This is a genomic window from Thiomonas bhubaneswarensis (assembly GCF_001418255.1).
GTDB classification, from domain to species: Bacteria; Pseudomonadota; Gammaproteobacteria; order Burkholderiales; family Burkholderiaceae_C; genus Thiomonas; species Thiomonas bhubaneswarensis.
Genome location: NZ_LIPV01000009.1, coordinates 17,434 through 38,479, shown reverse-complemented (window position 1 = coordinate 38,479; position 21,046 = coordinate 17,434). Strand labels below are relative to the sequence as shown.

Annotated in this window: 26 protein-coding genes; 1 reads left to right on the top strand and 25 read right to left on the bottom strand. The window is 64.6% G+C overall.

What is annotated here, in order from left to right; all coding sequences use genetic code 11:
• The 25 genes from ASC45_RS12115 to ASC45_RS12000 form a co-directional block, all read right to left on the bottom strand.
• Positions 1 to 351 carry a DUF2793 domain-containing protein gene (locus ASC45_RS12115; protein ID WP_055451302.1) on the bottom strand — a complete coding sequence of 117 codons (351 nt, stop codon included), beginning with the start codon at positions 349 to 351 and terminating at the stop codon, positions 1 to 3.
• 3 nt (positions 352 to 354) lie between these two features.
• The gene (locus tag ASC45_RS12110) at positions 355 to 951 is read right to left on the bottom strand and encodes a glycosyltransferase family protein (protein WP_055451301.1); all 597 of its coding nucleotides are present in this window, start codon (positions 949 to 951) and stop codon (positions 355 to 357) included.
• A complete protein-coding gene (locus ASC45_RS12105; protein WP_055451300.1) occupies positions 951 to 3,224 on the bottom strand; it encodes a phage tail protein in 2,274 nt (757 codons plus the stop codon). Before ASC45_RS12105 ends, ASC45_RS12110 begins: the two co-directional genes overlap by 1 nt.
• Positions 3,224 to 3,430 carry a hypothetical protein gene (locus tag ASC45_RS12100; protein ID WP_041186296.1) on the bottom strand — a complete coding sequence of 69 codons (207 nt, stop codon included), beginning with the start codon at positions 3,428 to 3,430 and terminating at the stop codon, positions 3,224 to 3,226. The genes ASC45_RS12105 and ASC45_RS12100 overlap by 1 nt, the downstream gene beginning before the upstream one ends.
• On the bottom strand, positions 3,427 to 3,654 hold the full coding sequence (locus ASC45_RS12095; protein WP_013246730.1) for a hypothetical protein: 228 nt from the start codon (positions 3,652 to 3,654) through the stop codon (positions 3,427 to 3,429). Before ASC45_RS12095 ends, ASC45_RS12100 begins: the two co-directional genes overlap by 4 nt.
• Positions 3,655 to 3,672: 18 nt before the next feature.
• Positions 3,673 to 4,461 carry a DUF2163 domain-containing protein gene (locus tag ASC45_RS12090; protein WP_055451299.1) on the bottom strand — a complete coding sequence of 263 codons (789 nt, stop codon included), beginning with the start codon at positions 4,459 to 4,461 and terminating at the stop codon, positions 3,673 to 3,675.
• Positions 4,462 to 4,466: 5 nt separating this feature from the next.
• Positions 4,467 to 6,038, bottom strand: a complete 1,572-nt coding sequence (locus ASC45_RS12085; protein ID WP_055451298.1) for a hypothetical protein — start codon at positions 6,036 to 6,038, stop codon at positions 4,467 to 4,469.
• Positions 6,035 to 7,093 (bottom strand): hypothetical protein, encoded by a 1,059-nt coding sequence (locus tag ASC45_RS12080; protein ID WP_055451297.1) that lies wholly within the window; start codon positions 7,091 to 7,093, stop codon positions 6,035 to 6,037. Before ASC45_RS12080 ends, ASC45_RS12085 begins: the two co-directional genes overlap by 4 nt.
• A 19-nt stretch (positions 7,094 to 7,112) precedes the next feature.
• Positions 7,113 to 9,818 carry a coiled-coil domain-containing protein gene (locus ASC45_RS12075; protein ID WP_055451296.1) on the bottom strand — a complete coding sequence of 902 codons (2,706 nt, stop codon included), beginning with the start codon at positions 9,816 to 9,818 and terminating at the stop codon, positions 7,113 to 7,115.
• Entirely contained in the window at positions 9,818 to 10,459 is a 642-nt protein-coding gene (locus tag ASC45_RS12070) for a DUF6441 family protein (protein ID WP_055451295.1), read from the bottom strand. The genes ASC45_RS12075 and ASC45_RS12070 overlap by 1 nt, the downstream gene beginning before the upstream one ends.
• Positions 10,460 to 10,462: 3 nt before the next feature.
• The gene (locus ASC45_RS15880) at positions 10,463 to 10,618 is read right to left on the bottom strand and encodes a hypothetical protein (protein ID WP_167344855.1); all 156 of its coding nucleotides are present in this window, start codon (positions 10,616 to 10,618) and stop codon (positions 10,463 to 10,465) included.
• Positions 10,619 to 10,647: 29 nt separating this feature from the next.
• On the bottom strand, positions 10,648 to 11,049 hold the full coding sequence (locus ASC45_RS12065; protein WP_055451294.1) for a hypothetical protein: 402 nt from the start codon (positions 11,047 to 11,049) through the stop codon (positions 10,648 to 10,650).
• Positions 11,049 to 11,801, bottom strand: a complete 753-nt coding sequence (locus ASC45_RS12060; protein WP_012080626.1) for a phage tail tube protein — start codon at positions 11,799 to 11,801, stop codon at positions 11,049 to 11,051. Before ASC45_RS12060 ends, ASC45_RS12065 begins: the two co-directional genes overlap by 1 nt.
• Positions 11,802 to 11,803: 2 nt before the next feature.
• The gene (locus ASC45_RS12055) at positions 11,804 to 12,007 is read right to left on the bottom strand and encodes a DUF7210 family protein (RefSeq protein WP_055451293.1); all 204 of its coding nucleotides are present in this window, start codon (positions 12,005 to 12,007) and stop codon (positions 11,804 to 11,806) included.
• 4 nt (positions 12,008 to 12,011) lie between these two features.
• Positions 12,012 to 12,437 (bottom strand): hypothetical protein, encoded by a 426-nt coding sequence (locus ASC45_RS12050; RefSeq protein WP_055451292.1) that lies wholly within the window; start codon positions 12,435 to 12,437, stop codon positions 12,012 to 12,014.
• Positions 12,438 to 12,447: 10 nt separating this feature from the next.
• Positions 12,448 to 12,726: a head-tail joining protein gene (locus tag ASC45_RS12045; RefSeq protein WP_055451291.1), complete on the bottom strand. Its 279-nt coding sequence runs from the start codon at positions 12,724 to 12,726 to the stop codon at positions 12,448 to 12,450.
• Complete coding sequence (locus ASC45_RS12040) at positions 12,726 to 13,748, bottom strand: major capsid protein (RefSeq protein ID WP_020200538.1); 1,023 nt, start codon at positions 13,746 to 13,748, stop codon at positions 12,726 to 12,728. Before ASC45_RS12040 ends, ASC45_RS12045 begins: the two co-directional genes overlap by 1 nt.
• 74 nt (positions 13,749 to 13,822) lie before the next feature.
• Positions 13,823 to 14,200, bottom strand: coding sequence for a head decoration protein (locus tag ASC45_RS12035; RefSeq protein WP_055451290.1), 378 nt, complete (start codon positions 14,198 to 14,200; stop codon positions 13,823 to 13,825).
• 3 nt (positions 14,201 to 14,203) lie between these two features.
• Positions 14,204 to 15,511: a S49 family peptidase gene (locus tag ASC45_RS12030; RefSeq protein ID WP_055451289.1), complete on the bottom strand. Its 1,308-nt coding sequence runs from the start codon at positions 15,509 to 15,511 to the stop codon at positions 14,204 to 14,206.
• Position 15,512: 1 nt separating this feature from the next.
• Complete coding sequence (locus ASC45_RS12025; protein WP_055451288.1) at positions 15,513 to 17,057, bottom strand: phage portal protein; 1,545 nt, start codon at positions 17,055 to 17,057, stop codon at positions 15,513 to 15,515.
• Between the two features lie 2 nt (positions 17,058 to 17,059).
• Complete coding sequence (locus ASC45_RS12020) at positions 17,060 to 17,281, bottom strand: phage head-tail joining protein (RefSeq protein WP_009521720.1); 222 nt, start codon at positions 17,279 to 17,281, stop codon at positions 17,060 to 17,062.
• Positions 17,281 to 17,673 carry a hypothetical protein gene (locus ASC45_RS12015; RefSeq protein ID WP_012080618.1) on the bottom strand — a complete coding sequence of 131 codons (393 nt, stop codon included), beginning with the start codon at positions 17,671 to 17,673 and terminating at the stop codon, positions 17,281 to 17,283. Before ASC45_RS12015 ends, ASC45_RS12020 begins: the two co-directional genes overlap by 1 nt.
• Complete coding sequence (locus ASC45_RS12010) at positions 17,673 to 18,164, bottom strand: hypothetical protein (protein WP_055451287.1); 492 nt, start codon at positions 18,162 to 18,164, stop codon at positions 17,673 to 17,675. Before ASC45_RS12010 ends, ASC45_RS12015 begins: the two co-directional genes overlap by 1 nt.
• A gap of 17 nt (positions 18,165 to 18,181) precedes the next feature.
• Positions 18,182 to 20,143: a phage terminase large subunit family protein gene (locus tag ASC45_RS12005; RefSeq protein WP_055451286.1), complete on the bottom strand. Its 1,962-nt coding sequence runs from the start codon at positions 20,141 to 20,143 to the stop codon at positions 18,182 to 18,184.
• Complete coding sequence (locus ASC45_RS12000; protein WP_055451285.1) at positions 20,143 to 20,691, bottom strand: hypothetical protein; 549 nt, start codon at positions 20,689 to 20,691, stop codon at positions 20,143 to 20,145. The genes ASC45_RS12005 and ASC45_RS12000 overlap by 1 nt, the downstream gene beginning before the upstream one ends.
• Positions 20,692 to 20,820: 129 nt before the next feature.
• Between ASC45_RS12000 and ASC45_RS11995 the strand changes: the two genes are divergently transcribed.
• Positions 20,821 to 21,018, top strand: a complete 198-nt coding sequence (locus ASC45_RS11995) for a DUF6900 domain-containing protein (RefSeq protein WP_055451284.1) — start codon at positions 20,821 to 20,823, stop codon at positions 21,016 to 21,018.
• Positions 21,019 to 21,046 lie beyond the last annotated feature (28 nt).

Below are 21,046 nucleotides of genomic sequence, written 5' to 3'. Positions count from 1 at the left end.
TCAGATGGCGATGCCGGCGCTCCAGCCGGTGGACTTGTAGGCTGAGAGCTTGGCCTCGTCCTCGATGTAGCAAAGCCAGCCGATCTTGGGCGGGTGGTACTCCCAGGCATCGGCAATGCGCACCGCGATCTGGTTGGTTTTGCCTGCCCACACGCCCGTGGCAGCGGCAGGAATGAGGTAGCGGTCACCGTTGGCGGGGCTGGCCGGTGGCGTGGTCAGGTCGCGGTCTTTCACGGACAGGCCAACCACTGCGCCGAGGCGCTTGAGATTGGCGTCCATGCCGGTGTCCCAGCCGCTCTCGCCGAGCGTCCAGCCGTAATTGAGTCCAAGGTTCGGATCGGTTGATGACATGGCTTATCTCCAGAGATTCGATGCTTGACGAATACGCCGGACTGCTTCCGGGTCGCCGGTGCGATGACTTTGCTGCGGGTGCTGCCGCCAATGACGCCCGACGATGGGCAGGTACAGCACGCCACCGCGCTTGGCTACGAGCAGGGTCAGCAGCCAGTCGGCGAAGTTGTTGAGGTCGGTGGTTTCCTTGAGCACGGCTTCGACGACGGATCGACGCATCACGATCAGGCCGTGCACGTGACTGGCGCTGTTCGCGTGCTGCCAACGGCTGTAGGCCAGACGCCGCACCGCGATGTCGTGGCCGTTCTCGTCGGTCAGTGCTTCGTCGGTGTAGACCATCACGGCCTGCGGGCAGGCATCCAGCGCATCGGCCAGTTGTGTGAAGGCACTGGCTTCGTACAAATCGTCGGGATCGACAAAGGACACCAGCGGCAGCGTGCCTTGTGCATAGCCTGCCGCGCGTGCCTCGCCGATACGCCCCGGAACGCCGGGCAAAACGTGCAACTGGATCGGTGCGTCCTCGAGGCTGGCGATGCAGGCCTCCCGCCATTCGGCAGGCTCGTTCAGGGTGAGCAGATGAACATCGATGCGCGGCTCCATCACACACCTCCCCAATACTGTCCCCAGCGCAGGCCGTAGCCCGCGCGATCCATGACCCGCACCTGCGGCTGCCAGCTGCTCAAACCATCGCGCTCGGCACTGATCTCCACCGTGATGCGGTCACCCAGCGCACCGGCATCCAGCGCGGCCACTGCTGCCGTCCACAGGTAAGTGGTGCCGAGCAGCCCCGTCTCAGTACGAACCAGCACGTTGCTGCGATTGCGGATGCGCAGCGTGTAGGTCACGCCCAGCTCCGGCCCGATGTCGCCCTCGTCTTGCTGCACGAGATAGGCTGTCTGCTGCGTGCGGTCGCGATGTGCCCACGCGACGGTGAGGTCACCGCCCACCACGACAGGCTCGGTCTGGCCATTGAGGCGGATACGACCGGGTGGGTACGGCAAAGCCTGCCGACCGGTCAGCACAATCGGCTGCCCATTGGTGGCCAGCACAGGATCGCCCTGATCGGTCGATGTGCGCGGGATCGCGCCCACGAACACCGACTCGCCCGGGGCGCGCTCAGCGCCCTCCGACGCCAGCCATTCACCAACGCCGATCAACCGAGTCCCCGAGGCATGTGCTTGGGGTGTGGTGTCGAGCACACCGCGTGCAAGGACAAGGGTGGCCGCAGCGGTATCGAAGTCAAGGACAGCGACGGCTTCGCGGATTGCTCCGCTGCCATCGGCCAGATAGGCATAGTCGCCCACGGTCAGCCTTTCCGGCTGACTGATGGCGGTCACTGGCACACCGACGGCAACAGCCTCACTGGCAGGCAGTGCCACATCGATCGTGAGAAGTGGCGCGTAGTCCTCGCTGGCCACGCTGGCGATATCACTGGCCGAGGCACCGGTGGCGAGCTGCCAATTGAGCTGGCCCGCACCACCCACTGCGGCCAATGCGCCAAGCGCAGCATCGGTGTCGGTCAGGTAGTCCAGTTCGGCTCGTGACAAGGTGCGCGCCAGTTCCCAGTACGGAATTTCCACCGCCAGCACCAACGCGGGCGGCAGCGGCTCCAGGGTTGGCTCGTCGATGATCGGTGGTGGCGGTGCCAGCACCGCGTTATCCAGCCCGAACACATCTTCCATCGCCTCGATGCGCCACTCAGATGACCCCAGTGTGCCGGTGTCGATGCCGGTCACGCGCACCACCATCTGGTCGATGCCCAAGCGCGGCCAGTTGAGCAGGAACACGTCACCGGGCAGCGGCGCGCGTTCCAGCGTGTCGGGTGCCACGGTCAGGCTCATCCGCGCCAGGGGTGAACCCAAAGCACGCAAATCTCGCAGCGCCAGACGCGCGGCCAGAGGGCCATAGTTGACACCTGGGTAGTCGCGGCGCTGATTGATCACGCCGCCTTGCAACTGGATGGCGGCCAGGTTCTCGACCGTAGCGGCAGCATCACCGCCGGTCTGCCAGTCGGTGTAGACCACGGTCAGTTCATTGGGCAGCTCGCCCCACTGGGCGCGTTCGAAGCGTTCCAGCCGCACAATCTCGTCAGGCCCCAACTGCGGCAGGCTGTCGATCCAATAGTCGTCGCGCAGCAGCTTGAGCTCAAACGTGCCTTGCTCCGGATCGGTGTAGAGGATGCCGCCAATGTGGTCGATGACCTGGCCGATGAAGCTCTCGATGGGCTGCTGGCGCGTCCAGATCAGATTGAGGCCGAAGCCCTCACTCGACAAAGCCCATGCCGCGTTCCAGAAACTCCAGCCGATGGTGCTCTGCGGATAGCCCATGCCCCAGTGCGGATCGGTGAGGCACTGCACCAGGATGTGCGCCGGGTTCATGCCGACGCTGATTTCCTGGCCTTCGTCCTCATCCCAGGTGCGGACTTCAGCGTTCCACTCCATCCACGGCGCATCGAACCAACCCGCCGTGAAGCGACGCACCCGTACCGCCCATGGCTTGATGTAAGGGTTGTTGGCCGCGAACAGGATCTTGCGCGCCACCAAGGACAACACGCCCCGAAATGCCGGAATGGAACTGCCGAGGCGACTCATCAGGTAGTCGTTGCGTCCTTGCCCGGCATGACCAGAAAGCACATCGATGGTGCCGACCACGCCGCCTTCGCGCTCGTCGCCGCCAAACATGGTTGGCTTGTTGATGCTCAGGCTGGTCAGCCCGTGGCCGGTGGACAGCGGCGCGCGGTCGGCATCACCCCACGCAGTGCGGTCGCCCATCTGGATCTCCTGCACGGCATCGACCGGCCCCTGGCATAGCACCAGGTGCAATCCCATCCGGTAGCGGTAGCCGACGGTTTGCTTCTTGCTGCTGCCACCCATCAGTGCATCTCCTGCCGGGTACGCGCGTGCTCGACCACGCGCAGCGCCATCGCGTCATTCGTGGCCAGCAGGGTTTCGGCATCAAGTCCCTTCCGCAGAAAGGCGCGGAAGTCCAGGCCATGCCGCTCGAACCATGTACGCGAGCCGTTCACGCACAGGCCGACGGCGCGCACGTCGTCGATAGTGACGATCACGCTGGTGCTCATTTCTTGCCGCCTTTCTTGCGGATCGGCTCGGCTTCCAGATCGCCGTACCAGACCACGTTCGCGCCGCGCAGCAGCACGGTGCCGAACACGACGGGAATCGGTCTGCCTTCTTCTGCGGTTGGGGCATCGACATCGGACAGCGATGCCGGTTTGGGCTCGGGCGGCTTCGGCGCGAGCGCGACCGAAACCAGCGCCGCCACCACGATGACGACGAGGTACCACATGGCGATTTCTCCAGGGATTCAGAACACGCCGGTCGAAAACGGGTTCTTGCTTGGGATGGCGGGAAAGCCGCCGTAGTTGTCGAGGTTGTCGAAGCGCGTCTGACAGGTGGCCGTGCTGTGATCGCAGCCGACGGTCAGCAGCACTTCCGTGCCGGGCTCAAGGGCCGCTGGATACAGCAGCTCGACGCCGCTGCCGTAGTCGCCGATGATCATGTGGCGCGCACCGTCCGGGGTTTGTAGCCAGCCACCGGCCAGGCCGCCGCTGACCCAACCCGGTACACCACCATCGAGTTCGACACTGCGGCCATAGACCTCCAGGACGAAGGCGCTGGCTGTCATCGGCGAAGCCCCGCAGGCCGAGGAATAAAGAACGTGGGAGCACTTGCGGCTATAGAGCCGCCGCAATCCGATACGTTTGAGACTGACTTGCGCCGACTCGCAGCGAACGCGAGCGACATCGTCAGCAACTTCGACGCCCAGCACCCGGCCCATCCAGCGCGTGCCGGAGATCCACCAGTAGTCGCCCCAGGTGTCGCGCCGTCCGATGCGCAGGGTGATCGAGGTGGTGTCGCCGGTCAGCGAGTTGGCGAGCAGATGGCGAACGAGATCGCAGTTCGGCGGCAGTTTCAGATCCAAGCCAGCCTTCGCAGCTTCAGCACCCAGCGCCAGTTCGTTGCGTTCCAAGACCAGGCTCTTGTAGAGATTGCCGTCGATATCAACGTCGAATTCGTGCGGCGTCAGATAGAACTGCGCGCTGTTGCTGGCGAAGGCGTATAGCTCGACTTCCAGCAATGGGTTCTGGCTCATCGTGCTTACTCTCCCTCGTAGGTTTGACGGTCATTGCCACGCGGTTCGGGCAACTGGCGCGCGGTCAAGGTGATCTCCAGCAGCGTCGAGCTGTGCCAGTACAGATCGACTGCGTCGTGGTCGAGGCGGCAGCGCACGAGGCGAATGACGCGGCTGCCTGCGGGCACCCAGTCGTCGAGACCCGAGCGCAGCACCAGCACACCGCCTTGATCCAGATGGCAGGCCGCCGTCAGGGCGTACTGCCGATAGCCGTCTGGGTGCACGATCAAGCAAGCGGCAGGGCGATGCCAGAACGCCGAGATGTCTTTGCCATCCACGCGCAGGAAGCCATCCTCGGGATCGGCTTCGACGGTCACCCACAGGATCGGGGCCAAGCCATCGGGCAGCCAGAAGGCTTCCAGACGCCCCTGGGTGCGCCATAGCCGCGCCCGCCAGAGCTCGATTTCATCGAGCGAGCTGGCCAGATAGCGCCGCTGCAAAGTCGTCGTCGCCCACGGATCGTCCCGGCGCACCCACGGATCTGCAGTCGAAAAGTCTTGGCGGGTGATCGTGGTTTGCGCTGCGGCCGTTGGATCGTCACGCCAGTTGCCATCTGGCCAGACCGGGATCTCGTCGAGCCATGGGTCATCAAGAACATCCTGGTCGGGCAGTGGCGCAGGCTGGATCTGTGTGGGAATGTTGCCGCCGACCATGCCGGGTACCCACTGCGTGAGATCCGCCGGGTCGATGGCCTTGCCCCACACCAAGGGCATGATGGTGCTGCCCACGGCTGCGGCGCGTGCCAAGGGCTCCGTCAGCCACAGCAGATCGCTTTCCACACGCTCAAGTTGGGCGATCTGCCATCCATCGGCGGCGATGATCAAAATCCAGCGGCCATTGCTCTCCGTTTCCTGCCAGCCCTGCACCCCGTCGTAGGTCAGATGCACATTGGCCGAGAGTGGCCCGAACTGTCGCCCGTCAGCGTCCGTCACGCTGAGCGCCAGTGCGCCACGTTCGCAGGACTCGGTCAGGTGAACCGGGTACTGCGGCAGCGGCCACAGCGCCATTTGACCAAGATGATCGGCCAGCCAGTCGGCCACCAGGGCATCGGTCTGCCGGGCGTTGCCCACCTTGTAGGTGAGCCAGCGCCGAGGAACACGTCGGCGTGCCTGACGGGATTCGTTGCCACTGGCCAGCCGCGTGACGCTGGTCTGCCACTCCAGCCGTTCCACGAGGGGCTCCATCCAATCATGGCGGAAGGCAAACACGCCGCGTTGCGCATCCGGCCAAGGCTGGTCGCCAAAGGCATCCATACCGGTGGCGACGATGGCGCTTGAGGCCGTATCACGGCGCAACACTTCGACCAGAAAGATCGGTGCATCGATGGGTGGCCAGGGGCCCGCCAAGGATTCCGCCAGCAGGCTGGCCGCCAGATTGGGCGGCAGCGGAGCGACAGCTGTTTCCGGCATGAAGCTGGCTGCGCTCGCCCCAAAAGTGGCGCGCGAGAGCACTTCACTCTGGAAGGCGGGCAGTTCGCTTCCCGGCGTCGGTTTGCTGGAAACCTCCGCGAGGTCTTGAACGACGATGCGATCCGTCATGCCGACTCCACGCCGAACTCAGCAGCATTGAAGGCGGCCTCCGTCCACTGCACGTTGCCGTTCGGATTACGCTCAAACAGCGTGCTCTGCCAGGCCAGTTGCTCCTGCAGAATGATGTCGGCGCTGACGGCGCTTTGTGCACCGCTGACCACGAGGCCTTTGACCTTGCCCAGACCGGCGTCGGTCTTGCGCGCCAGCATGGTCAGTTGCACACCGTAGATGGCGGGCGTGGCCATCACCGGCAGCGGCTCGACATCGAAGGACTGGCGCAGCCCCACGCTGGGCGCATTGATCGCTGTGGCTTCATCCTCGTCGCTGACGGCTTCCCAGGCAGCGGTGCCGACCGGGCTGGCCGTCCACTGGTTCAGGCTGCCATCGGCCTGTGCCTGCAAGGCATCGACGCGCACATCACCGAGGAAGGTGTTGTTGATCGTGCCGCTGGTGTCGGCGATGTAGAAGTCGTCGACGTCGATGGTGAGCGGACAGCTCTGGCCAGGCACTGCACCCACGAACGCCGTGAGCAGTTGGCCGCCGCCCTGAATGGTGTTCTGCGCGGTCATCTGGATGGCCAGGATGCCGTTGATGCGCACTGACAACACACCGTTGCTGGTGCCTTGCGTGACCTGCAACTCGATGTAGTGCCAGCCGCGCGCCGGAGCGCTTGCGACTGAGACAGAGATCAACTGGTCATAGCCGTATTGCCAGCGGTAGAGCTTGAGCCGACCGTCCTCGCCGATTTTCACGAGGTGCGCGACCTGCGAGTTGGCGTCACGCACGCCCAGCAGCAGTGGCTCGGTGTAGGTGTTTTGGTACGGCACCACGCGAATGGCTGCCCCGACGATCAGGCTGGTCTTGGTGGCGTCGAGGTTCTTGACGTAGCCACCCCCCGAACCTTCCGGCAAACGCAGGGCATAGGAGGACGGGCGACGGCCATTGATCCGGGTGGCCTGCGGCGACAGATACGCCGCCTTGCCACGTGCGAGCCACGGATCGCCAAAGCTGTCCACGGCCTGCGGGTCGTAGTGATCGAAACCGTCGATGAACAGAAGTGCCATTGGACTTTCCCCTGAAAATTCAGCCTTGCAGCGCCGCACGGATGGCCCGTGCATTGCGCCCGATGATGTTGACGATGACTTTTTCTCCGGCAGGCGACTGCAGGTGGTCGTGGGTCACACCCGGATCGACCGCGTTGACGATGCGCACGGCCTGATTCATCTGCGGCTGCGCGGGCGGCACTTTTACCTCCGGCACCAGTCCGCCCGCTGCGAAGGCCAATTCGCCACCCTTGAAACGTGGGCCTGCCGACAAGCCGTTGAGCGAGTCGAGGAAGGCCACACCGACTTGGCGCACGGCGGCCGCCCGCACCACGTACTCGCCTGCGGACAGACGTGCCGGGATCGAATCCGAGGTGGCGCTACCCGGGCCGGAGACCAGACCGCCACCCGCGAACTTCTTGATGCCACCCAAGAGCGCCATCACAGCGGCGACCATGGCTACCATCGCGGCCACCGCGAGTGCCGGGCCAACGTAGGGAATGGAAGCCTGCGACGCCGCCGCCCCAGCTCCCGCCTTGGCCGCATCCATCGACACCACGGCGGTGGTTTCGGTGGTCTTTTGGGCGACCTTGGCGGCGCTGGCCGCCGCATCGACGGTCTGCTCCTGCTGGATGAAACCGAGCTTGAGCGCCAGCATCCGCGCCTGCATGGCGATCCACTGCTGAAACGGCTGGATCACGATCTGCTGCAGGAAGGCATCGGCCACCTGCTGAAAGATGCTCGCTAAGGCACTGCGCCAGGTCTGCGCGCCGGTGATCATCCCGTTGAGCGCACCACCAAAGCTCTCGCCGATGCGATTCCACAGCGGGGCCATTTCATCGACCGTGAGCCGGGTGCGCTCCAGTTCATTGCGCCACGCCTGCACGCGGATCACAGCATCCGGCCCGATGGCCTGCGCCGCCTGTTGCATGGTCGGCAGCAGGCGCTCCATCTCGGTGGCCGATTGCTGCTGCAAGGTCACGATCTGTTGGCGCGCCTGCGCTTCGGTCAGCAGACCGGCCTGCTGCTGGGTCTGGATCGACTCCTGCGCATTGCGCATCCGCTCGGTGACCTGCCGCCACTGGACTTCCAGTGCGGAGAGGTTCGCTTGCGCGGCCTTCACGTCGATCAGCCGGTCAACGAGCGACACGCCGTCGGCATCGCTTTCTGCCGCCAGGCGCGCCCGCAGATCCCGGTAGCTGCGCTCGATGGCCGATTTGCGGTCGGCATCGGTTGCGGTGCTGGTGATCTGGGCCAGTTCTTCACGCGCCTGCGCCAGGGCATCGGCCAGCTCACGCTCGGCTTGCGCGGCCTTGCGCGCATTGGCCTGCTCGATGTCCGTGCGCCGGTTGTTGAGCGTGATCAGGTCGGCTTCCGCCTTGGCCACTTCGGCCTTGGCACGCAGGCGGTCGTTTTCCGACTTGCCGTTGGTGGCGATCTGCTGACTGCGGGCCAGCTCCTGCTGCTTGCGGGCGATCTCGGCGTCGACCTCGCGCTGCTCGATGGCCGTTTTCTGCGTGTAGTAGTCGCGCACCGAGACCAGACGGTCTTCGAGCGCAGCATCCAGCGCAATTTGTTGCCGTGCCAAACCATCCTTGAGCAGCGCGAACTCGGCGTCCAGCTGCGCTTTCATCAGCGTGGTCTGCGCGCCAGTGGAGTCCTGCGCAGCCTTGCCCGCTTTGGGTTTGGTCAGCCGCTGCAACAGTTCCGGATCGGCCTGAATTCGGGGTGCCTTGACCTCGATGGGTTTGGGGTCGAACAGGCTGTCGCGGAAGGACGCCAGCTCATCGAGCCGCTGGATCAGGCTGCCTTTGAGGTCGGCAATGATGGCCTTGGCCCCGTCGGTGTTGCCCTTGAGCGCTTCGACCGCCGCCGCGACACCGCCACCAATCGCTTCACCCAAGGCGACGAAGGCCTTGCCAACCGTGGCGACACCGAGCGCCAGGGTCTTGAGCACCAGCACCACGCCGTCCAGGATCACGCGCAGCGTGCCGCCTTGCTTGGCCGACTCGACCATGCCACCGGCCATGTCATTCAGCGCAGGCAGCAAGGACGCGATGATCTGATTGCCAATGCTCTGGGTGGCCAATTTCAGCTTGTCGAGCGCGTCGTTGAAGTTGCCTGCCTGCGCGGCGGTGTCGGCAGACAACTGCAGCCCGAGTTCAGCGGCCTCCTGCTTCAGCGCACCGATGCCATCCCGTCCTTGGTTGAGGAAGGGGATCATTTCGGCACCGGCCTTGCCGAAGATATCGACCGCCAGCGCCGCCTTCTCCGCGCCATCTGGCATGGCCTTGAAGCGATCGGCCAGATCCAGCAGCACCTGTTCGCTGTCGCGCAAGGTGCCATCCTGGTTCTGCACCGCCACGCCCAGCGCACCGAACTTCTGCGCGGACGTTTCCGAGCCGGTGGCGGCCTCCAGCATGCCGGTGGCCAACTTCTTGAGCCCGGCTTCGAACTTTTCGGTGGAAACCGCCGACAACTCGGCGGCAGGCACCAGCAGCGACAGCGATTCGACCGCGATGCCAGTACGCTGCGCCATCTCGTCCAGTGCATCGGCTGAGTCGATGCTGGACTTGATCATGGCGCCGATGCCCGCCAACGAAACGCCAACGCCAAGGTTGGCCAGCACGCCGTTGACGCTCTTGGCGGTGTCGGTCAGGCCACCCAGGCCCCGCTTGATCGAGTCGAAAGCGGTCTTGGTCTGGTCGACGGCACTGATCAGGATTTGGGCACGATTGCTTGCCATCAGACTTTTTCCAGTTCTTGTTGAATCGCCCGCGCCAAGGCAGGTAGTGCGCGTTGCACGCCACCCGTCAGATTCAGTCGTCGTTTGAGATCGACGCGCTTGACCAGCACGGCGATGGGAATCTCCTGGCCACGCTTGATCTGCTTGGCCTCGGTACGACCACGCTCGGCACGCTTGAAGCGGCCCAGCTGCCCGGCGTTCTCTTTGATGTTCTCGGCCATCAGCAGCACGCGACCGTTCTTCTCGATGAAGAAGGCATTGCCCGAGCGCATCAGGCCGTCAATGACCGCCTTGAAGCGCTTGAGGCCGATGCGCCCGGGCAGCAGCGGTATCAGCAAATTGCCGCTCACCGTACCGCCTTTTTCATGCAGACCGAGCCAAGGAATCTTGCTGCCGACCAGCAAGGCGGGCAGCAGTTCGGGCTTCTTGTCGAACACCTTCACGCCCATCGAGGAGATGAAGCTGTTGCGCTTGACGGTGAAGGCACTGCGCATCTCGGATCGCGCCGCGTCACGCACTTCACGCCCGCCCGATTGCATGCCCTTGGCGACGGCAGCGTGGATGGCACGACGCCGCTCGGTGCTCCACGCCGCCAACTGGCGCGGGTCCAACAAGCCGGTGGTGGTGAGCGAGAGGCGCATAGGTCAGTCCTTGAGCAGATCGCGTTGCAGTTGTTCGATGCCACGCTTCTCGCCCTGCGCTGCCACAGCATTGATGCCGAGCAGCTGGGCAAGTTGCTGCCGCTCGATTTGTCCGTCGGCATCCAGAAAGGCTTGGGCTTGCGTGAGCGTGTAGCCCATCAAGTCACCGAGGCGGTGCCCGGCGCGGATCAGGCGGGCGACGGCACTGTCCCAGCCGAGGTCGTCAGTGAGCGCAGCGTCGGCGCGAGTCGCTGGGCCGCGCCCTGAATCGCCGGGACGACGTGCGCCACGAAAAAATCCGCGTTGACCTCGAACACGGCGGCGGCCAGGTGCACGGCGTCCTCCAGCGACAGGTCGTTGATCCACGCGCGTTCACGCCGGGTAGTGATCGCCAGCAAATCCAGCACGGCATCGCCGTGCCGTCCCAGCAGCGCCATCCAGTCCGGATCGCTGGTGATTTCCTCGGCCAACGGGCGCACCACGGCCAGCAGCCGTGGCAACTCACCCAGACGGATCGGCGTCAGTTCCAGCGCGGTGCCGGACAGCGTCACGACCACAGGCTCAGGGGGGAATGTCTTGAAGCCGTCCATCACAGCAGCACCAGACGTCCGAACTGACCGAGATCACCGCCGACTGGTTTGGTCAGATCCGCCAGTACCTGGCCCGACAGCTCGAACTTCAGCAGTTCGTCCGTGATGATCGAGAGTTCCTTCGCCGGGTTGATGGCCACGCGGTACAGGTCAATCACCACCTCGCGGTTGCCGTCGGCGGTGTTGAGCCCCTCGAAGCGAATCCAGCGCTCGGGCAAGGGCTGGGTGAACATCGCCGTGCTCTGCGCCGCGCCATAGGCGTAATCGACGGTGAACGGCTCGGTGTACGGGCCGCCCGACGTGGCATCGAGCACCACCAGTGAACCGTGCTTGGCATTGACGCTGTATTGGCTGGCCGGGAGCGTCTTTGGCGTGGCATCTGAGTCCTGGATCTGCACCGCCGACACGTTTTGCATGGTCAACGGATACAGACTGCCCGGCGTGACAGGGTTGGGCAGTAGTTCGCCAGTCACCGTACCGGGGGTGATCGTGGTCGTGGTGCCATAGAGCGCGAGCGCCAGGTTGGTGGCGATCAGCTCTTCCAACGTGCAGGCGAACTCGCCTTTCTTGGTCTTGATGAGTTGCAGGTCGGTCAGGCGCTGACCCGACTGCGCTTCCTGGTGCTCGATGGTGTCCACCGACAGCGACACCTTCAGCTCAGGCACGTTGCCGACGAAGGTCAGTCCGGCCGGGTTGCCGAGTTCATCACGTGCGCCGATGTAGACGCGGCCTTGTCCGGAAAAGTAAGCCATGTTCAGTCTCCTTGGGTGGCTGCAGTTGTGGGAACACCGGACGTGGCATCACGGCGGGTGGGTTTGGAATCGGTGGCTGGGGTGGCCGCTTTGGCCGTGCCTTGTGTGATCAGCCAACGGGCGCTGGCGTCATTCAGATCAAGGCGATCACCCACGGCGAGGCGCTTGCCTGCGTGGGTATGGGGTTTCAGTAGTTCGATGTGCATGGGTTCATCCTGTTTGGGTGAGGTCGATGGCATGGGTGCGGTAGCGGATTTCGTAGCGGGCGGGCAGCGCGACGGCCCCGGCGTCGGCGTCGTCGAACTCCCATTCGCAGTCGATCTCGCGCACGGCGATGGCCAGACCGCCCAGATTCGGGTCGGCGAGCATGGCCGCGTGGGCCGCGACCAGCGCCTGGTCGGCGACGTCGAAGGCGTCCGCACCGCGCGCCACCACGGCAAGCCGGACAGACAGCTGCCGGTCGACAAGGTGGTTGGCGTGGGTGGTGATGCTGTCGCCATCGACGAACAGCAGCAGCGCCGGACTGGCCTCGCGGGTGACCGGCACGGCAGGCATGCGCAGCACCGGTGTCGGTGCAATCGCAGAAGACAGGCGTGCGACGATCTCCCGCAAGACGCGCTCGCGGACGGAGTTCATGTGGAGCTCCTCAGAGTTGGGAGAGCGAGGCGCGACGCTCGGTGCCGTCGCCGATGGCGCGCACGTCGCGCACCTGATAGGTATTGCCTGCCACCTCGACCGTGTCCCCGGCAGCCAGCGTCAGCCAGGACGCCGGGTAGTCGATCTGGTAGTCCCGCGACAGTGCAAAACCATCCAGCACGGCTTCATCCGGGGCACGGAAGGCGCAGTGCACGGTGGTGCCCGCCACCGTGACGGCGGTCAGCAGTCCGGCATTGCGGGCCGCCTCGTACAACGTCGCGACATCCATCAGGCTGCAACGAGCTTGATCAGCACGCCCGGGCGGTGGCACATCGGCAGCGGGTTCGACTGCGTGTGCAGATCGGTGCCCCGGTCGAACTTGCGCGGCTCCTGCTTGGCATACAACGGCTGGCCGATGGTGTTCACGGTCTCGTTGAAGTCCGCAGGCGCGAAGTACGTGGCGAAGGTATCCACCGTGCCGACCGGGAAGGCATGGGCTTCCCCTGCGGCAATGAAGCGGCGCGACCCCAGCGTGCCGTCGGCCTGCACAAAGGACGCCTGGCCACGGTATTCCTCGAAGGTGATGCCGCTGTAGCTGAAGCCCGAGCGCATGTCGTTGATCAGCACCGCGCCCTGCTGCCAGTTCTGGTAGGCGGTCTTGACCTCCTTGTGGGTGGTCAGCGCCCGGAAGAACTCGGTCGAGCACAGCACATGCACACCGGTCGAGAACTCTCCGGTGAGTCCATCTTCCATGAGCCCCAGCAGTTCCAGGCAGGCAGTCTTGATTTGCCCGTTGTCGGCCGCCGTCGAAAACTCAAACGACACCGATTGCGCAGTGATGTCGAACTCGTCGAACAGATCGACGAGCTCACTGCCATCAGCGTCGAGAATCTTGCCCTTGAGCGCCCCCATGCGCAGATGCTCCAGAGTGATCGCGTGCTTGTTGCGCATGGTCTCCAGATGGCGGGCCATGACACCGCCGATGGCTTCCATTTCGGTTTCGGAACCGAACGCGCGCAGTCCTTGCACTTCCTCGGGCAGCACCACGTCGTCGTGGGGGATGTGCGGGATCACGAAGGATCGCAGATTGCGCTTGCCACGTTCACCCACCGTGCCGGGCGAACCGGGCGCGCGGGTGGGCAGCAGGTTCAGACGACCGGCGTACTCCTCGACGATGATCTGCCGGGTGCGCACCGGCTTGGCAGGGAACAGGTTGAGTTGCTCCAGCCGCCCATAGCGGTTGGGCAGGAGGTTGATGGCGGCCGTCAGGCTGGCCATCGAGAAGCCGGGGTTTTCAAAAGGGTTCTGCATTTGGGATCTCCAGAAATGACGAAACCCGCCAGCGGCGGGTTTTGGGGGGAGTGAAACGGAGCGTTGGAAGTGGGTCAGGCGCTATCGCGGGCCAGGACTCCACGTTCTGCGAGTTGCTTGATGGCAGCCACTTTGTGCGCAGTGCTGATGCCGGTCGGCCACACCAATGCGCCGCGCGCGACGATGGCGTGGCGGGCGATCAGGATCGCGTCCTCACGGTCGATCAGCGTCGCATCGACGTCATTGCCGAGCACGCCAACGGCGGTTTCCGTGCCGTCCGAGGCGCTCGGGTCGAGGGCCTTGAGCTTGGCGGTAGCCGCTTCGCGACCCACCACGGTGCCCAGCGACAGGTTCTGCGCGGCCGCGACGGTGTCCTGGTCACGCGAGTAGAGATTCGGCGCTTCGTACTTCAACAGGTCGCCGAGATTCTTGGGTTGAGAGACAGTGGGCATGGCTTACTCCTTGGCGGTGAGTTTCTTGACGGCAGCGACCACCGGACTGTTTTCCGGGTGCTGGCTGGTTCCTGCATCGGCGGTGATACGCGAGGCGATTTCGGGTTGGTCGGCACGGGCGTCGAGCAAGGCGCGGCGCACCTGCGCTTCCGAGAAGCCTGCTGCGAGGAATTCCGCCGTGCGTTGGGACTGGCCTGCGATCAGGCACATCTCTGCAATGGCCTGAGCTTGGCCGCGCCCGCTGGCGAAGGACTGCGCCAGTGCGGCTTGGGCGGCAGGCGTCGATTGCGGATCGCTCTCAAGCTGCGACTGGTCGCCCTGTGGGTCGGTGTCGGCCAGATCACTCGGGTTTTCGTGGTCGTCTTTGGGGTCGGTCATGGTGTTCTCCAGGGTGAAAGGTTTGCTTCGGGGTGGGTTTGAAATGGCTTGCGCGGACAGGCTTCGCGGCGAGGCGCGGGCCACGCCGGGCTGCGCCAGCCGCTGCTTGGCCGCCAGCGCGTCGGTGAACTCGGTCATCACCGCATCAAACGGCATCACTGCGTCGGCGAGGCCTGCTGCCACCGCCTGCTCGCCGTAGAACAGCCCCGCCTCGGTGGCGCGCACGGCATCCGGATCGAGGCCGCGCATCTGTCCGACCTGATTCACGAAGATGTCGTAGAGACGATCCACCTCGGTCTGCAACGCGGTAGTGGCCTGGGGAGTGAGTGGCTCGTGCGGGGAGAAATCGTTCTTGTGGCTGCCCGCGAAGACAGCGGTGTAGTTCAGGCCGTCTTTGGCGTCCTTCACCGACTGGTCGACGTGCAGCGCGATCACGCCAATCGAGCCGACGCCAGCGGTCTGCGACAGCGTCAGGCGCTGGCAGGCAGCCGCGATGGCAAAAGCTGCCGAGTACGCGGCATCGTTGGCGTGCGCCCAGATCGGCTTGATGGCGCTGGCTGCGCGGATGCGCTCGGCCAGTTCGAACACACCCGAGGCCTCGCCGCCGGGCGAATCCAGATCGAGGAGGATGCCCGCCACCTGTGGGTCGGCCAGCGCGGCGTCCAGTCGGGCTTCGATCTCGCCGTAGGACATCAGGCCAGAGGCGGCTTCGATACCCATCGAACGTCTGACCAGCGTGCCGACCACCGGGATGACGGCAATGCCAGCCTGACCCGGTGTGGCGCTTTGGCGCGGCATGGGCAGCGGCATCGCCATGTCCAGATCCGGCAAGCCGATGCGGGAACCCAGCACGGAGAGGATCACGTCGAGTTTGGGACGCGCAATGAGGAGCGGCGTCCCGTAGAGGCGGGACGCCAGATGAACGAGTTGCATGTCAGTTGTCCTGTTGGTCTTGCGGCACGGTCACCGTGGCGGCCGCATTCATGGGAGCGCCCAACGTCGATGGTTGGGGCGCTTTGTCGTGGCGCGGGTCGGAGTCGAAGACCAGACCGAGCGCATCGGCGCGCTGGTTGTCGGCGGCGATCTCGCGGTCGATGTCCTCGGCGTCGTAGCCGAAGGCCGAGATGGCTTCCGAGCGAGACAGCAGCCCGGCGCGAATGGCGGTCAGCATCGCGTCGAATTCCTTCTTGGGATCGACCCACTGCCAACCCTGTGGAATCCATTTGGCCGCGAAGTAGTCGCGCTTCTTCTCGGTGAACTGCGGCAGCGCCAGCGCGCCTTCAAGTAGCGCCTGCTCCATCCAGGCACGCCAGATCGGGCGGCACAGCTGGTGGACGATCACGCCGTGCTGGATGGCCTCACAGCGGCGGCGAAACTCCAGCAGCCCGGCCCGGATCGACGAATAGTTCACTTGCGTCAGGTCGCCGGTCAGCATCTCGTAGGTGATGCCCATCGCCGCTGCCACCGCCCGGAACTGCATGCGCAGGAATTCGGCGTAGCTCGCGCCAACGTCGGCGGGCTGACTGAACTTCACGTCCTCGCCGGGCTCCAGGATCTGCATCGTGCCCGGCTCCAGCCCGGCCAACGCTGCACCACTGGCATCCGGCAGTCCTTCACCCATCAGGTTGTCCTCGGGGGACAGGCGCGTGATGAAGCCCGCAAACATCGCGGCGGTTTTCTTGCGCACGAGCTCGGCGTCGTCGTACTGGTCGAGTTCGTTGAGCTTGACCAGTGCGCGCGCCAGCCATGGTTCGCCCCGGATCTGTCCAGGCCGCAAGGGACGAAACATGTGGATGATTTCGCCAGCCGGGACACGCACTGTGTCGAGACCGCCTACCACGCCACCAGTGCCCGACATCGGAGCCAGTGAGCCATCGCCCGGGTGTGAGCGATACAGGTGGTAAGCCACCCGCCGTCCGAGCTTGTCGAATTCGATGCCCGCACGGATGACGTTTCCGGAAGCCAACTCCTGATTCAGAGTGGCTGGCAGGTGTTCGGGTTCGAGCAACTGCAATTGCAGGCCCACCGGCAGGCCATCTTCCGGGCGGCGATAGCGCAGCCGCACCAGACATTCCCCGCCTTCGAGCATGGCGCGACAGGCCAAGGCCTGCAGTCCGTAGAAATCAGTCAGTCCGGCGGCATCGGCCTCCTCGCACCAGTCCCACCACAGGCTGTGGATCGCTTCGCGCAGGGGCTGATCGGCCAGCATGCTCTGCGGCTTGATGCCGGTGCCGATGGCGTTCGAGACAAAGGCTTCAACGCCTGCCGCTGCCCAGGCATTGCGGCGTACCAGATCGCGGCTCTTGGCGCGCAACTCGTTCTGGGTGAACGCCAGCGCTGCAACCGCACCGGGATTGCCGACCTGCCACGCCAGGGTGCGACGGCCGCCGCCGATGCCGTCATAGAACGGCGTGCCGCCAAGCAGGCGCATGCCGACGCCTTTTCGTAACCGATCACGCATTCGGTCAAACCACTTCATGCTCAGAACCCTTTGCCGGTGGTGACCCGGATCTGGCGTGGTGCGCCGGGCCACAGTCCGGTGTCCACGGCCTGCTCGAAGAGGTCGCGCTTGACCGCCGCAATGGCGGCCTGGAGTTCATCGACGCTGCGGTACTCGACGGTCTTGTCGCCAAAGGTCACGCGCTTTTCGCCCTTGACCAGCGCCGCTTCCAGTGCGTCGAGGTGTGCTTGTGTGTAGGCCATCAGCGGTACACCGTGAGGTTGATTTCGGATGAGTCGTCGAACGATGCAGACGTGGTGGCGCAACTGATGTCGACGTACTGAGCGGTCTTCTGGTCGGTGCTGGATCGCACGATGGCAATGCGCTGCGTGCCGCTGTTGGTGCTGCTGCGGGCAAGCGCCGTCCAGCAATAGTTGGCGTCGGGCATGGCAACGGCGAAGGTCACGCGGTAGCGACCCGCCGCCGTCCGGGTCACGCTGGCCACGTTGTGCGATGCACGCACGACGACCTGCGTGCCGACATAGCCGAAACACACCCACGCCCGGGCCACGCCGGGGTGGGTCGCGTCGATCTTGGTCTTCACCTCGAGTCCGACACGACTGGCCAACGCACTGATGCGCGATGCGAGGCTCATCAGACCAGCGCGCCTTCGAACACTGCGACAAAGTCGGTGTCGGTGTTGCCAATATCGCTGGCGGCGACCGCGCCGATGTTGCTGCGCGCCTGTGCCTGCTCCGGGGCGGTCAGCGTCTGAGCGGCGTCGAAACGCACGCGGTTGTTCACCGCCGTCAGCAGCGCGTCCAGGCCACTGGTGCCGTTTTGCAGCAGCTGCTGGATTTCCACCAGCGTGTCGTAGGCGGCGTCCGCTCCACCGAGGATTTCCGCCTTGAGCGCGTCGAGCAGCGTGACGATCTTGCTGGACGAATAGGTGCTGGTAGTGGCGACCTGCGCATCGTCGATCACCGCCGAGGAAACGACGGCCGCCTTCAATTCGTTGATGGCGGCGACCAAGCTGGATTTGTCGGTGGTGGTGAGGTTGGCCAGGTTGCCTGCCTTGGCGCGCACATCGTTGAATTCCTGCGCGACGCGGATGACCAGGCTTTCGATACGGGTAGCAAGACTCATGTTTTCTCCTTGAGGTGTCAGGACAGCCAGCGGCTTTTGATCACGCGCCGACCGGTGTTACGGTTGCCAGAAACAGCAAGGCCACCGCGTTGGGTGGCCTCGTTGATAGATTCAGTTGGTGCTTCAAGGGCTGGCGGACTGGCCAGCCCCAGTTGTCGCTCCAGTTCCCGCCAGTGACGTTCCTCGAAGCGATCCAGACCCGCCGCCGATGCGGCCGCGCGGGCGTAGACGTAGCAGTCGAGCGCCTCATTGCGCTCGCGCATCTTTTGCCACTCGCGCACCGGGAAGCCGTTGCGGTCGCGGCGGGTGATCAGTTGCTCCGCGCAGAGTTGCTGGATGAACTCGGCGTCGATCTTGGGCAGATGGACGAACCCGGCCGGGAACACCGTGGTCAATCCGTCCTCGCCAACATCTGCGCTCTTGCGCAGGTTGTTGTAGAACTCGAGCTTGGCGATGCTTACCGCCACCGTGTACACCTTGATGCCCCGGCGCAGCTTCTTGCCGCCCTGCGAGACATCGATGGCGGTCGGCGTGCCGATCAAGGCTGCACCGCGAGGCACACCCTTGACCGCCATCACACGCGAATCGCGGCAGGCCCGCACAAAGGCGTAGGCCTCCTGCGTTGCAAAGCCGGTATCCAGTGCAAAGCGGGCCAGCGGCATCGCCGCGCCGGAGGCGTGTGTCCAGGTTTCGGCCAGCATTTCAGCAAGGCGCTTCCACACCGCGTCGCGGGCGGTGTCACCCATCAGCACGCGGTGCTCAACCAGCCAGGACTCCTTACCGCGCCCAAAGGCCCAGACCGACGCCTCGATGCGATCTTTCTGCACGTCTGCCGCGCCGACCAAGAGCAGACCGCCTTGCGGCACGCTGCCGACGCGGTAGTCCTCGCGACGCTCGACCAGTCGTTGCCAGTCCGGCGCTTCGCCTTCCTCGACCCAGGTTTCACCCAGCTCGGTGTTCTTGAAGGTCTTGATGGCGGCGGCCGATCCCGACTCTTTACTGACGGCGGCTTCCCACGCAGCGGCGATCTCCCGCCACGAACGCCAGCCCACCGGGCTGTACAGCGACGACAGGTGGAAGCCTGCCGTCTTGCCCGCGCCATCGGTGATCATCGCGCGCCACTCGCCGTGCTCCAGCATCCACGTCTTGTGATGCTCGGCAATCGCGGTGTCACATGACTCACAGATGTAGGCAGCGGTCTCCGGTTGCCCTTTGTCCCAACGCAGCTGCTCGAAACGCAGCCACTGACGGTGGGAGCAATGCGGACACGGCACAAAGTAGCGACGTTGGTCACTTGCCTCGTACTCGCGCTCGATAGCCGATGCACCTGAGATCGTCGGCGTCGAGACGATGAAGATCTTGCGCCGCGCGAAGGTGCGTGTACGCGCCTCGGCCAGCGAGATCGCATCCCCTTCACCCTCGACGTCCAACGGATAACCGTCGACCTCGTCTAGAAACAGATACCGCACCGGCATCGAGCGCAGGCCGACCGCGCTGTTGGCCCCGGTCATCACCAGCACGCCACCCCGGAACTCCTTGGCCAGGATGGTGTTGCCGGAATCCCGGCTGCGCGCCGGTGCAATCAGTTCAGCCAGTGCGGACGACTCCTCAATCAGCGGATCGATCCGCTGCTTGGAGTTGCGCTTGGCCATCTCCACTGTTGGCCACACCGCCATCATTGGCCCGGGTGCGTGGTGGATCACATAGCCGATCCAGTTCGATCCCATCTCGGTCGCGCCAAGCTGTGCCGCCTTCATGAACACCACGCGCTCGACCGGCGAGGTCGGCGACAGGCAATCCATGATTGCTTTCAGGTAAGGCGTCCGGCTGGTGCGCCAGCGACCCGGTTCGGCAGAGGCTTTGCTGGAGAGCATCCGGTGGCGATCTGACCATTCGGACACGGTGAGCAGCGGGTCGGGAGTCAGTCCTTCGCGCCACGCGCGTTCAATCTCGGCGGCGCCTTCGTAGTCCATGTCCATCAATCCACCCTCGGGCGCATCTCGCCCAGTTCCTGCAGGTGCTCACGCACCGCCGCCTCCAAGGCGATGTGCATCGTGTGAGGATCGACGCCGAGCTTGGCTGCCATCTGTGCCGAGATGCGTGCGGGCCAGTTGAGCCAGGCATCGCGTTCGGCGCGCGCCAGCTTGAAAACATGGGCGATGGCCTGCGGCCGATCTACCAGCTCGCCCTTGAGGCGGGCCAGGCGCACCTTGTTGGTTTGCGCCTTGACCACTTCGTTGACCGTCCGCGCTTGCAACAAGGACGTGCCACCTGCTGCGGATGTTGCCAATGAGGCTGCTTGCCCGTCTCCTGTGGCCCCGCTGGATTCCTGGACGGCGACCTTGACCGCGCGGGTGGCCGTGCCATTGCGCGGTGCATCGGAATTGCGCGCCCACTCGCGGTCGACGCGCTCGGCATCAATCGTTCCGTCTGCCTCCGGCGTGATCCGCCCAGCAGCGATGGCCTTGCGCACCGCTGCATCAGACACCCCTCGGTGGCGTGCGTAGGCACGAATCGAAATACCCATATCTCCCCTTCGGGGCACCTTCAATCATTTGTTCGCTCATTTGCCAAATTCGCCTGCGGATTGAGCTTGGCTTCCGTCTGGAACAGCGCGTTCATACGTTCGTCATCAACACCATCAAAGGACACGGACATGAGCAAGCTCGAACAACTCCTGACCCAGATTGCACAAAACAAGCTGGGCATCGAAACCCTGGAAACCCGCCGCTCGGACAGCCTCGATTTCCACGATGTGGCGGTCTGGTGCCTACGCGATGCGCTTGAAGCCGCCTTCAACGCGGGTCTCGAGCAGGGGCGCAATGCCAACCCGTCAGACAAGGCCAACACCTGATTGCGAAGCGAAGAAGCCAAGCAGAAAG